Origin of the sequence: Streptococcus suis (assembly GCF_017601095.1) — a bacterium.
In the GTDB taxonomy this organism is placed as follows: domain Bacteria; phylum Bacillota; class Bacilli; order Lactobacillales; family Streptococcaceae; genus Streptococcus; species Streptococcus suis_Z.
The window spans coordinates 239,521-252,649 of sequence record NZ_JAGFUX010000001.1; the positions used below are offsets into that span (position 1 = coordinate 239,521).

Annotated in this window: 11 protein-coding genes; 2 read left to right on the forward strand and 9 right to left on the reverse strand. The window is 41.2% G+C overall.

Annotated elements, in window-relative coordinates:
- Positions 1–40: 40 nt before the first annotated feature.
- Positions 41–1,225, reverse strand: coding sequence for a hypothetical protein (locus J5566_RS01260; protein WP_208561740.1), 1,185 nt, complete (start codon positions 1,223–1,225; stop codon positions 41–43).
- Between the two features lie 274 nt (positions 1,226–1,499).
- Here J5566_RS01260 and J5566_RS01265 point away from each other — a divergent pair, with 274 nt between their 5' ends.
- Positions 1,500–2,438, forward strand: coding sequence for a glycosyltransferase family 2 protein (locus tag J5566_RS01265; protein WP_208561741.1), 939 nt, complete (start codon positions 1,500–1,502; stop codon positions 2,436–2,438).
- Positions 2,439–2,491: 53 nt separating this feature from the next.
- On the opposite strand, the gene J5566_RS01270 is transcribed toward J5566_RS01265, so the two are convergent.
- The 8 genes from J5566_RS01270 to parE form a co-directional block, all read right to left on the reverse strand.
- Positions 2,492–3,196: a CpsD/CapB family tyrosine-protein kinase gene (locus J5566_RS01270; RefSeq protein WP_279630926.1), complete on the reverse strand. Its 705-nt coding sequence runs from the start codon at positions 3,194–3,196 to the stop codon at positions 2,492–2,494.
- A gap of 32 nt (positions 3,197–3,228) precedes the next feature.
- Positions 3,229–3,987, reverse strand: coding sequence for a YveK family protein (locus J5566_RS01275; protein ID WP_208561743.1), 759 nt, complete (start codon positions 3,985–3,987; stop codon positions 3,229–3,231).
- A 227-nt stretch (positions 3,988–4,214) separates the two neighbouring features.
- Positions 4,215–5,237 (reverse strand): branched-chain amino acid aminotransferase, encoded by a 1,023-nt coding sequence (locus tag J5566_RS01280; protein ID WP_208561744.1) that lies wholly within the window; start codon positions 5,235–5,237, stop codon positions 4,215–4,217.
- Between the two features lie 197 nt (positions 5,238–5,434).
- A complete protein-coding gene (locus J5566_RS01285; RefSeq protein ID WP_208561745.1) occupies positions 5,435–5,602 on the reverse strand; it encodes a hypothetical protein in 168 nt (55 codons plus the stop codon).
- 40 nt (positions 5,603–5,642) lie between these two features.
- Positions 5,643–7,049, reverse strand: a complete 1,407-nt coding sequence (locus J5566_RS01290; RefSeq protein WP_208561746.1) for a DUF4767 domain-containing protein — start codon at positions 7,047–7,049, stop codon at positions 5,643–5,645.
- A 275-nt stretch (positions 7,050–7,324) separates the two neighbouring features.
- Positions 7,325–9,778, reverse strand: coding sequence for a DNA topoisomerase IV subunit A (gene parC, locus J5566_RS01295; RefSeq protein ID WP_208561747.1), 2,454 nt, complete (start codon positions 9,776–9,778; stop codon positions 7,325–7,327).
- A 125-nt stretch (positions 9,779–9,903) separates the two neighbouring features.
- Positions 9,904–10,326: a YkvA family protein gene (locus J5566_RS01300; protein WP_208561748.1), complete on the reverse strand. Its 423-nt coding sequence runs from the start codon at positions 10,324–10,326 to the stop codon at positions 9,904–9,906.
- Between the two features lie 43 nt (positions 10,327–10,369).
- A complete protein-coding gene (parE, locus tag J5566_RS01305; protein WP_172073204.1) occupies positions 10,370–12,313 on the reverse strand; it encodes a DNA topoisomerase IV subunit B in 1,944 nt (647 codons plus the stop codon).
- Positions 12,314–12,456: 143 nt separating this feature from the next.
- On the opposite strand from parE, the gene plsY reads away from it, so the two are divergent.
- Positions 12,457–13,101: a glycerol-3-phosphate 1-O-acyltransferase PlsY gene (plsY, locus tag J5566_RS01310; protein WP_208561749.1), complete on the forward strand. Its 645-nt coding sequence runs from the start codon at positions 12,457–12,459 to the stop codon at positions 13,099–13,101.
- The last annotated feature ends 28 nt before the right edge of the window (positions 13,102–13,129 follow it).

Consider the following 13,129-nt stretch of genomic DNA (forward strand, 5'->3'; position numbering starts at 1 on the left):
AAGTAACCTTACTTGAAATTGACGGAGTTTTTTTTATGAATCATAAATTGGAATTCCTTGTTTTTTCTTGCTGATATATAGCAAAGAAAATAGCTAGTAAAATAATAAAACTTTCACCTTCATACATACTACCTGATAAAAAATATTTTAAAAAGAAAGAAGATACAGCGAAGATTATCATTTTTTTATTGACAGCATTTGACATGAGGAAGCACTTGCAAAAAATCAAGAAAATAAACAGTAATATGAAACCACCTAGAAACCAACCAAATGCAAGCAAAGTTTCAAGTATAAAATTATGGACGTATATTTTTTCAGGCATAATGGTTCTATCAAAGAATAGGCCATTAATTTCCCCCCCCATAAGCTTCAAATACGAAAGTGCAGTGTCAATCATGACAACCCTTCCTGTACTATCTCCTAAATCTCCCTGTTGTAATCGACTAAGGATATAGGAACCCTCAATTTCGATGGATCCCAATCGTTGTCTTACGAGAAAGAAGATTCCAGCAAATATTCCAAGGCTAAAAATGAAACGTGAGAATTTCTTTAGGGTAAGATGTCGAATGACCTTATTTTCTATCAGTTCTAGAAACAAACCCAATACTCCACCCACTGCCAACCAAATTAATGGACCACGCGCTCCATAAATAACACCTTCCAAAAGCATAATAATTGCGATTCCAGCCTTGATTAAAGTTGGACGATGGATAAAATTTAAAGTGAACAAAATCCAAATCGGCAGTAAGTTATAGGAATAAGTCATGTAATTGGTCACATCATTGAAGACATACTTAACAATGAAAGCAATACAGATGACAAAATAGTTAGTATATTCAATCCACTTACTTGAAAACAGCAAAGAGAAGTCCGTTATTCTAGATAGAATCAAAACAGAGTAAGGAAGATAGTAAAGGTAGATCATCATCATTACTACCCCAGAAAAAATATCTTTCACAAAGGGATCAGCTGTCAAATAGAAGATAAAATATAAAAAATAAATGGCGTAGAGTGCAACTACCCTCTTTATTGACACTCCAAAGCGCGCAAATATGACCACTGCAAACATGTAAACAATTGCATAGCAAATATAAATACTTCTCGCAGCGAGAAATGCAAATCCAGTCTTCTGAAGAAGAAGCGACAATAACATATTAAGAGGAAAAATAACAATTGAAATATAGAAAAAGTAAACACTCCACTTGTTAAACTGTTTATTATCCATAAAAAGTCACTTCTCCTTGCATTGTTAGCTGGAAATAATGTGTACAATGGACGAGTCTAGGGTAGAAATGACTAGGATTCCATAGACTATCCTTTTCCCATTTTCCATTTCTTTTTTTCATAATTCATTCCTTATCACAATCATACTAACACTCCATTATAACATTTGAAACAATAAAATAAAAATAATTGGGTCATACTTCTTTTGAATTCATCAGTTTCTCAAAAATTGTAACATTCTATGATATAATGTAAAAAAAGAAAGGACATCAACTGTGCCAAAAGTTTCAATCATCGTCCCAGTTTACAATACAGAAAAATATATTGGTGAATGTATCGAATCCATCTTAAATCAAAGTTTGTCAGATATCGAGCTTATTTTAGTCAACGATTGCTCGACTGACCAATCTTTATCCATCATGAAAAAATATGAACAAGAAGATTCTCGGGTGCTTGTAATCAACTCACCAACCAACACTGGCGTTGGTGAAGCACGAAATAAAGGAATAGAGCGAGCATCTGGTCAGTTTATCTCTTTTGTTGACTCAGACGATTTCCTTCAAAAAGATATGTTTGAGAAACTCTATCAACAAGCCTCCATTGATGAGGCAGATTTAGTTCTTTGTGACACAGGGACCTATTCCTCTGACGGAAAAGAAAAATCCGTCTGGTACAAGCCGATTTATGGCAAAGCAGAACTAAAGGATATTTTTCATAATACCCAACCAACTGCCCGAATGGTTGCCAAGAAATTAATAGATAAAATCAACTTTCGATTTTTACCAGGTATGGGGGAAGGTATTTACTTTGAGTTGATGATTCATGCGGAGAACATCACAACAGTACCAGAAAAACTGTATATCTATCGTTCGAGAGAAGGATCTCTTAGTACAACACCTGCACCTGAAAACAATCGAAAATCAATGGAAAACAACCGTATCATGGGTGAAAGAAATCCAGACTACAAAGACTATTTTCACTTTAAGATGATTGAAGACTTACTTCAAATGATTGCAAATGCAGTCAAAATTGGAGATAAATCAGCTTATCGGTATGCAAAAAAACACCTAGATTCACTACATTATCTGAGCAATCCATTTGTGAAGACATTCTATAAGGATTCCCTGTCTTTCCACCGCTACTTCATCAAAGTGTATATTCTCCCATCAAACTATACAATTGGACGCCTTTTGTCATCTATGCTTTCAAAATAAAGTCAATAAAGGAGCTAACGAATCTAGCTCCTCTTTTTTTATAATGATTGCTTTTATTCTGACTGTTCTGTATCAGAACCATAATAGTAATAGTATGAATCCTTTTGTCCAATGGCTACATCATTCATTACATAGCCCAAAATATTTGCTTCGACAGTATTCAGATTACGCAAACTCTTCTCCAATTCCGTCTTCAAAACATATTCCTGACGAACCACAAGAATCATTCCGTCTACTTTTCTCGACATGATTTGTGCATCAGTTACACTGTTTACTGGAGGTAAATCATAAATGATATAATCAAAAAAATCTGCCAACTCAGTCATTAACTGAGTCATTCGTTCTGACTGTAGTAATTCTGAAGGATTCGGAGGAATTAGTCCGGATGTCAACACATACAAGTCAATATCTGACAAATAATTCAAATGCCGCGTAAACCGATCTTCACTATGAATAACTAAGTCTGTTAACCCACGAACATTTTTTAATCTAAAAGTTCGGTGAACTGTTGGTTTTCGTAAGTCTGCATCCACAATTAATACCTTTTTACCTGCAGATGCCAGACTGTGTGCCAAATTGGCGGAAACAGTCGATTTTCCTTCCCCTGGAATAGAGGATGTAACACCTATTGACTTCACTTTACCGTTTAATTGAGCATATTCCAAATTTGTACGGAGAACGCGAATCTGTTCAGCATTTAAACTGTTTGGTTGAGTTGCAGAATAAAGTGGTGACCCTTGCATCTGTTGCTTATGCAAGATCCGCTGTCTTTTCTTTTTCCCAAAAAACATTACTTTAACTCACTTTCTACCATTACTCTCTCATGATAATGTGCACTTCCAATTTCTTTTGTATTCAAACCATATAACTCTGTTAAGAGTGTTAGGTTATGATTTTGCAAGATTGCATCATTCTTGACAGTTCTATCCAAGAGATTTCGTGTAAGAACAAAGCCAAATGAGAGGAAAATCCCTCCCAGAATACCAGTTACAATATTCTTCACAATACTTGGTGAAACCTTACTACTATTGTAGGAAGCTGGGGATAGAACAACAACTTTCCCAAAACCTTCACTATAAATTTCTTGTAAAGTTTGGCTAAAGACAGTTGTAATTTCTTCCAAAACCGCTTGCGCTTCTGTCGCATCATCTAACCGTAGTTTCACAACGAAGGCCTGAGAGTCCTCTGTTTGAACAAAGCTAAGTCGCTCTTTCAAATAGGCAGCTGAATAGTCGCTACCAAAGGTTTCTGAAACCTTACCTAACACTGGAACACCGTATAAAATATCCCGGTAGGTTGGAATCATTTCCAAATTTGTTCGAATAGAAGTCGCTGCTTGTGCGTAGGTATTAGTAGTACCCATGTCAATAGGATCCTGTGCAACCAAAAGTTGTGCACTTGATTCATATTGGGGAGTTACACCAAAACTGGCATACAATCCCATAATGACGCCTCCAATCGAGGCACAAACGGCGATTAATATAATATTTTTCTTAAAAAGATTAATAATATCTAGAAAATTCAATATATCATCTGTTTTTTTATCCATAAATGATATTCCTTTCTATGATGCAGAGAATTTTTTCTCTACATTCCATTATATCAAAAATGTTCGTAATTTGAAGTAAAACACCTCTAAAATCTTGACGGAATAATTTTGTAATACAGATAGACTTTCAAAGTCAATATTCATTAACTTCACCATACAGTCAATAAAAATAAAATTGCCTTGTAAAAAAGCAATTTTATTTCTTTATCATTGAAAAGCACTCAGCTTTATTCTACTTCTACAACCCATCCTCCTGGTGCTTCGATGTCACCGAACTGAATGCCTGTTAATTCTTCATAGAGTTTTCGGGTAACTGGACCCACTTCTGTTTCACTGTGGAAAATATGGAGTTTGTCTGCTATTTGAACGCCTCCAATTGGAGAAATAACGGCTGCTGTTCCGCAGGCTCCTGCTTCGACAAACTGGTCTAATTCTTCGACAAGGACTTCACGCTCCACAGCCTTCATACCCAGACGATGCTCTGCTAGATACAAGAGAGAATACTTGGTAATAGACGGCAAGATTGACGGTGAAATTGGTGTAACAAACTCGTTATCGGCTGTAATCCCAAAGAAGTTTGCAGACCCGACTTCTTCAATCTTGGTGTGGGTAGCTGGGTCCAAGTAAATCACATCTGAGAAGCCCTGCTTTTTGGCATATTGACCCGGTAAGAGCGATGCTGCGTAGTTACCGCCGACCTTGGCTGCCCCAGTTCCGTTAGGTGCTGCACGGTCGTACTTGTCTTGGATGAGGAAGTTGGTTGGAGCTAGGCCGCCCTTGAAATAGTTGCCAACCGGCATAGCAAAAACGGTGAAAATGTACTCTTCGGCTGGTTTTACGCCGATGATGTCGCCAACACCGATCAGGAGCGGACGAAGATAGAGGGTACCGCCAGTTCCATAGGGAGGAACGTAGTCTGCGTTGGCTTTGACCACTTCTTTGCAGGCCTTGATAAAGAGTTCCGTCGGAACAGGCTCCATGAGCAAGCGGTCGGCTGTTCGCTGCAGACGCTTGGCATTCTGGTCAGGACGGAAGAGCTGGAGTTTTCCCTCCTTGGTGCGATAGGCCTTGAGGCCCTCAAAAGCCTGCTGGCCGTAGTGGAGAGCTGGTGAGCTTTCTGAAATGTGAAGTTCTGCATCTTCTGTCAGCTGGCCCTCAGACCACTGGCCGTTCTTGAACTGGGCAATAAAGCGGTAAGGCAATTTCATGTAGGAAAAACCAAGGTTTTCCCAGTCGATGTTTACTGTCATAACTGTAATCCTTCTTTACAATTGATTTTCTTATTATAACCTTTTTTAAAGAAATTCACAAGGAAATAATGGAATTTTCTGAAAATTTTAGAATCCTATGAAATGTTATTCATAATAGACTTTTTCGAGACTAAACCAGGTACTTCCTCTCTCTCCACTCGCTACAAATTCAGCATTATTTTTTATCTCTACAAGATTCAAACTGCCATGACTACTAATCTGTCGATAACGCCCCTGCCAAGCAGGATTATTTTTTCTGTTGTGGCTGTCCCTTCAGCCACATTTTCTACTGTGACCTGTTGTATTTGACATCCTGCTTGGAGCAAGCAGACAACTGCAGCCAGCACTAGATTTAGCTTTTTCAAATAACCCGCATTTTTATAACACCTCTACAAAAACATGATACTACTGTTCCGCTAACTGTTCCGAACTGATTGGTAGATTCACAAGTTCAGAAAATCCTTGCAATAATTCTTGGTTTTCGGTGGTTTTTACATAATACAACGACGCATCTCTGACATTAGTGTACAGAACTGTTGCAGTTTGGTCTTCTCGTATAGCAAAATAATAACGATGAACGGTAGATTGATCAATAATATACTCATAAGTAGCTACGATTGTATAATCTTTGGGTGTCAACAAATTGTAACTTACTTCTAATTGATTCTCGTTGTATAAAACATGCTCACTTTGATGTATCAAGTTATAAGGACTTTGCCCCATTCTCTCTCCAAAACTCGCCATAAAAGTTGCAAGTTCTTGGGACTGATTGCGACTCCAAAGGTGCATCAATCCATTATTCGAATCACTTGTTAATAGTTGTTCCTTATTTCTTATCATACTATAGGAATGTTGAACAAATCCTTGGAAAAAACTAGGGTCCGGACGATAATTAAACTCTTCATCTTCTTTTAATCCCCATACAATCGAATTGAGGAATTTCCCTTCTGGATGCACAAATATTCCATATTCAACTTTAGGGGTAAATATATCGCCGAAACCATCATATACTGCAAAGATGCTATTTTCTTTATCGGCATCTAAAATATAATGGTAAAGATGTGGAATCGTTTCTATTGGGACCATTCTCTCCACATAGGCAACATCGATTCGTCCATTCGATCCCCTCTTCTCCACACGACCGTCCTCATAAAACGTTCTAGTAAAAGTGGTTTGTAAGCTAGGTTCCCAACCATACCACGTCCCAAGCAAAGTCTCTGGAAAAACTGAGGATGATGTTTGTACAGCATCATTGGAAGCTATGAAGACCTGCAAGTCTTCGTCTGTCTTACCATTTGTCAGCACCAAAATCCCATCGCTTGTCTGATAGGCATAAAAAGTAGTTTTCTCATCCCCTTTACGCTCAGGATCTGCTTTTTGTAATTCTGCTTCAGAAACATCAATTTGCACAACTAAGTCTGGTAAAACTTTTATCCTTTCTGGTTCCGTACCAGTTGTCGTTTTTCCATCCAAAATCAAATACGTTTCAACAGTTTCCTTTTTATCATAGGATTTTAGTCTAAAGGTCCCTCGGACAATCTTTCCTTGATTCCAAGCCATCAATTCACTACCTGAACGATAGAGTTGAACCTCTTGATTCTCCTCCAAAGAAAAACCTGCCATCATCAAAGTGGAAGTATCCGATGCTACAAATGCATATCTAAAATTCTTTTGCCATTTTCCATATAATTTGTCTGAACTATCAATGTATGAAATGCTAGCAGCTGTATCTTCCACACTATCAGTCTTATTTTTTTGACAAGCTGTAAGACAGGTCAGAAGCAAAAACAAAAACGGAACAAATCTTTTCATATGCTCACCTCTATAAAATTTTAAAAATTACATAAATCAAACGATGATAATTCAAAGATACATTCTAATTATATCATTTTACAGAAAATACTCAAATAAATTATGTAATAGAAAAACCCGCCTGAGCGGGTTGATTTCTTCATTTGTTAGTACCAACCAAACAGCTGGTGAAGCCATTCCTCAAAAGCAGGAAAGAGATTCATAGCAAGCAATGTCAAAACCATGACTACTATCAGAATCAGGAGTACAAGGTATTTCTTCTTCACTTGCTTCTCCTATTTCAACCAGGCAGATTGAACTTCCTCATCAGAAATGGTATCCGAAATGAAGCTACCGTTGCTGGTGCGTTCAGACAGGCTGAGCTGGGTCACATCGACTTCATAGAGTTTACCCGTTTTGGACTGGACATGAAGCACTTGACTAGTCGTTTCATCTTCATTTGCCGTACTAAAGAGGTCAAAATCACCCTGATCCGTCAATACTGGCCCCGCCGCAAAGACACGGTGAGGCTTAGCCTTGAGTTCGCGAAGCACCTGCAAACCACGCTTGGCACGGCTGGTCACAGGGATTTCCTCCGACGCCATCCGCTTCAAACTACCACGCTGGGTCAGGAGATAGACGGAGCTGGTATTGCTGATAAAGGCCGCAGCCACCACATCTTCATCCTTGAGGTTGACCGCCTTGACACCGGCCGCCTTGGCACCGATGATTGGCACTTCTTCGATGTTAAATCGCAGAGCGTAGCCCTTTTCTGTGATGAGCATGATGTCATCCAAGACTACAGGCGATACAGTAATGACCACATCATCCGCATCTTTGAGCTTGGCATACTTGGTTGACTTGGACTTGTAAGTCCGCCATGGAGTAAACTCCTTCCGCTCCACACGCTTGATTTGACCGTGTTTGGTCACCGCGAAATAAGTTCCTTCTTCAAAATTCTCTACCAATTCAGCGAAGATAATTTCTTCATTGGTATCAAAGTTCATGAGAGTCTGGCTCAGATGTTCACCAATATCCTTCCAACGAATATCTGTCAACTCATGGACAGGTCGGTAGATGACATTTCCAAGGTTGGTAAAGAGCAAGAGGTGCTGGGTTGTCTTGGCATTCTGTAAGAAAATCAGCTGGTCATTGTCCCGCTTGCCCATTTCTTCCAGCGTTGAGGCATTGAAAGAACGCGGACTGGTCCGTTTGATATAGCCTGCCTTGGTCACGCTGACAAAAGTTTCTTCTTCGACAATCAAGCTGGCGGTGTCAATCTCAATCGTTTCTGCCTGATCCTGCAATTCACTCAAACGAGGATTGCCAAATTGCTTCTTGACCTCACGCAGTTCCTTCTTCATGAGATTGAACATGGTCCGCTCATCGCCGATAATAGCTGCCAAGGTTTGAATCTGCTCGCGTAAAGCCGCTTCTTCATTCTCCAAGGTCACAATATCGGTGTTGGTCAGACGGTAAAGTTGCAAGGTCACGATAGCCTCTGCCTGTTCCTCGCTGAAGTCATAGCTAATTTTCAAGTTTTCCTTGGCGTCAGCCTTGTTTTCAGAAGCACGGATAAGGGCAATAACCTCGTCCAAGATGGAAATGACACGGATCAAACCTTCTACGATATGGAGGCGTTTTTCTGCTTTTTCCTTGTCAAACTTAGACCGGGAAATGATAATCTCACGACGGTGGGCGATGTAGCTGGACAGAATTTTCTGCAAGCCGACCTGACGCGGTGTAAAGTTATCAATGGCCACCATGTTGAAGTTGTAATTGATTTGCAGGTCGGTGTACTTGTAAAGGTAGTTGAGAATGGTTTGCTCATCACTGTCTTTTTTCAGCTCAATGGCAATCCGCAACCCTGTTCGGTCTGACTCATCACGCACCTCGGCAATACCAGGAACCTTGTTGTTGACACGTACATCATCAATTTTCTTGACCAGAACAGCCTTGTTGACTTCATACGGAATCTCGGTAATGACAATCTGTTTCTTACCAGCCTTGAGTTGTTCGATTTCACAACGGCTACGAACTACGACACGGCCCTTACCAGTTTCATAGGCTTTCTTGATTTCGTCAGCCCCTTGGATAATGGCACCTGTTGGGAAGTCTGGTCCAGGCAAGAACTCCATTAGCTTTTCTAACTTAGCTGTTGGATGATCAATCATGTAAACAACGGCATCGATGACCTCCGCCAGATTATGCGGCGGGATGTCAGTCGCGTACCCTGCTGAAATTCCTGTCGCTCCATTAACCAAGAGATTAGGGAAGGCAGCTGGTAGCACAGTGGGTTCTTTTTCCGTATCGTCAAAGTTCCAAGCAAAAGGCACGGTCTTTTTCTCGATGTCGGCCAGCAGATAACCAGCCATTTCCGATAGGCGAGCCTCAGTGTAACGCATGGCTGCTGGCGGATCGCCGTCCATGGAACCGTTGTTCCCGTGCATCTCCACCAAAATCTCGCGGTTTTTCCAGTCCTGACTCATGCGGACCATGGCATCATAAATAGAGGCATCACCGTGCGGGTGGAAATTCCCCATGATATTCCCGACTGACTTGGCAGACTTTCGGTAGCCCTTGTCAAATGTGTTGCCGTCCTTATTCATAGAGTAGAGGATACGGCGCTGAACAGGTTTCAGACCATCCCGAATGTCCGGTAGAGCCCGCTCCTGAATAATGTATTTGGAGTAGCGACCAAAACGCTCTCCCATGATGTCCTCAAGGGACATATTTTGAATATTACTCATAATATTCCTTTTTCTTATTTTATTATTTTGTGTTAAAAAGTTTACTGCTAATTATACTTGTAACAGCATAATAATATCTATATCTTCTTTTTTCAAAGCGTTGCTCAATGGGAACACCACCTTGTTTAGGGTTTGTTTATATTTTCTGCCGAGCGCAGCTTCTTCCATGCCCGATAATCTTCAATGTCTTTATTAACCCAGTTCCAGCAAGTTGCTATAACCAGCGCATCATCCATCTGCCCGAAAAATGGAATCCAGTCTGGAACTACATCTACAGGTGAGAGAAAGTAGATTAAAGCCGAAACAATTGCGAGAATAGTCCTCTTAGGAATCTTGGTATAATCTCGTTTCAAATAGCTTCGAACCATACTTATCATGATGGGAATATTTTTAAATTCCTGAGCTAAAAAGGGAATCCATTTAATTTTCTTTTCTATTTTTTCCAAGAAGGGTTCCATTTTGGAATCATCTTTCAATAGTGACTCAGCTTTCTGGTATCTCTTTTGAATTTCCTCGATTGCCTGTTTTTTAGAAAATCTTTTTTTCATCTTGTCTTCCATACTTTCTTTGTCATAAGAGAAAAACTGTTCATCAAAATACTGTGTTTTCTTCTAGCGTAAACCTAACATTATCCTCAATCCATTTCCGGCGTGGTTCAACCTTGTCGCCCATAAGGACAGATACACGGCGTTCAGCACGCGCCAAATCTTCAATGGTGACACGGATGAGGGTACGGGTTTCAGGGTTCATGGTTGTTTCCCAGAGCTGATCGGCATTCATCTCACCAAGACCTTTGTAGCGTTGGAGGATAAAGCCCTTGCCAAAATCCTTGCGGAGATCTTCTAATTCCCCATCAGACCAAGCATAAGCTATCTTTTCTGTTTTGCCCTTGCCTTTGGACATCTTGTAAAGCGGCGGAAGGGCGATGTAAACCCGACCTGCTTCTACCAAGGGTCTCATGTAACGATAGAAGAAAGTCAACAAGAGGGTCTGAATGTGGGCACCATCCGTATCTGCATCGGTCATGATAATAATCTTGTCATAGTTGACATCTTCTAGCGTAAAGTCTGAACCAACACCTGCACCGATGGTGTAGATCATGGTGTTGATTTCTTCGTTTTTGAGGATGTCTGCCATCTTCGCCTTAGCGGTATTGATCACCTTACCACGCAAGGGTAGAATGGCTTGGAACTTGCGGTCACGGCCCTGTTTGGCAGAGCCTCCAGCCGAATCTCCCTCGACCAGATAGAGTTCATTTTTTGCTGGATTTTTGGACTGGGCTGGGGTGAGTTTCCCTGATAAAAGGCCCTTATCTTTCTTGTTTTTCTTTCCGTTTCGGGATTCGTCACGCGCCTTACGAGCAGCCTCGCGGGCGTCACGCGCCTTAATGGCCTTGCGAACTAGATTCGATGCTAGCTCGCCATTTTCCAGAAGGAAGAAGGTCAGCTTGTCCGACACAATGCCGTCCACCACAGGACGAGCAAGCGGGCTGCCCAGCTTGTCCTTGGTCTGTCCTTCAAACTGCAAATGCTCTTCTGGTACAAGGATTGAAAGAACTGCCGACAGACCTTCACGGTAGTCAGAACCTTCTAAGTTCTTGTCCTTTTCCTTGAGCAAGTTGGTCTTGCGAGCATAGTCGTTCATGGCCTTGGTAATGGCTAGTTTGAGACCTGTTTCGTGGGTACCGCCGTCCTTGGTCCGAACGTTGTTAACGAAGGAGAGAATGTTGTCTGAATAACCATCGTTGTACTGCATGGCCACTTGGACTTGGAATCCTGCATCTTCTCCTTCAAAATAGAGGACTGGTGTCAGAGTTTCCTTGTCTTCGTTGAGGTAGGATACAAAGTCCTGAACGCCATTTTCATAGTGGTACTCCTCTTGCTCGCCTGTCCGCTCATCTGTCAGGGTCATGGTGACTTGTTTGAGTAAGAAGGCTGATTCTTTCAGGCGTTCGGCAATGGTGTTGAACTTGAAATCAGTCGTTGAGAAAATGGTATCATCAGGCATAAAGGTCACCTTTGTACCTGTTTTTGATTTTGGTGCGGTGCCAATCTTCTCTAAAGTCGTGACTGGCTTTCCGCCCTGCTCAAAACGTTGCTTGTAAACAGCACCGTCACGAGTAATCTCTACTTCCAACCAGCTGGACAGGGCATTAACCACCGAAGAACCAACCCCGTGGAGACCACCAGAGGTCTTGTAACCCCCTTGACCGAACTTACCACCGGCGTGGAGAACGGTAAAAATGACTTCTACGGTTGGCTTGCCGGTAGCGTGCATACCAACGGGCATACCACGACCACGGTCGGAAACGGACAGACTGCCGTCCTTGTTAATGGTCACGTCAATTCGGTCACCGAAACCAGACAGCGCTTCATCGACAGCGTTATCGACAATCTCCCAGACCATGTGGTGCAGACCGTTCCCATCTGTCGAGCCGATATACATACCAGGGCGCTTGCGAACAGCATCCAACCCTTCCAGTACCTGAATGGCATCGTCATTATAGTTATTTATGTTAATCTCTTTCTTAGCCAAAACTGACCTCCATACTTGTCATCCTTACTATATTACAAGTTTTTGAGCATTTTTGCAAAATTTTTCTGCTGGAGAATCCGATGGAACAGGGTTTCAAAAACATTTTGGTCTCAGACTGTCTAAAAATATGCTATAATGAAACCATGTTATTGAATGTTTTACTATTATTGACAGCGTATTTATTGGGATCTATCCCATCAGGTCTCTGGATCGGCCAGGCCTTTTTTAAGATAAATATTCGTGAGCATGGCTCTGGAAATACCGGGACAACCAATACCTTTCGCATACTGGGGCCAAAGGCTGGAACCATTGTATTTTTGATTGATTTTCTAAAAGGTACGCTTGCGACCCTGTTGCCAGTTCTGCTTCATGCAGAGGGCATTTCTCCAATCGTCTTTGGCTTGGTGGCGGTCTTAGGACATACTTTCCCAATCTTTGCTAATTTCAAGGGTGGAAAGGCTGTGGCAACGTCAGCAGGTATGTTAATGGGATTTGCTCCGGCCTTCTGTTTTTATTTAATTCTAGTATTTGCCCTTTGCCTTTACCTGACTTCCATGGTTTCCATGTCAAGTGTAGTGGCGGCTGGAGCAGCTATCTTAGGAGCTCTGCTATTTCCCGCAATACACTTTCTACTGACTAGCTATGACGGACTCTTTACGGTGATTGTCGTCTTTCTTGGTAGTTTCGTCATTGTGAGACATAAGGAAAATATCCAACGTATCCTGAAAAAAGAGGAAAATCTCGTTCCCTTTGGTCTCAACCTTACGAAACAAGTCAAGATAAAATAAGTTCTAACCTACAAAAGCACCTCAAAAT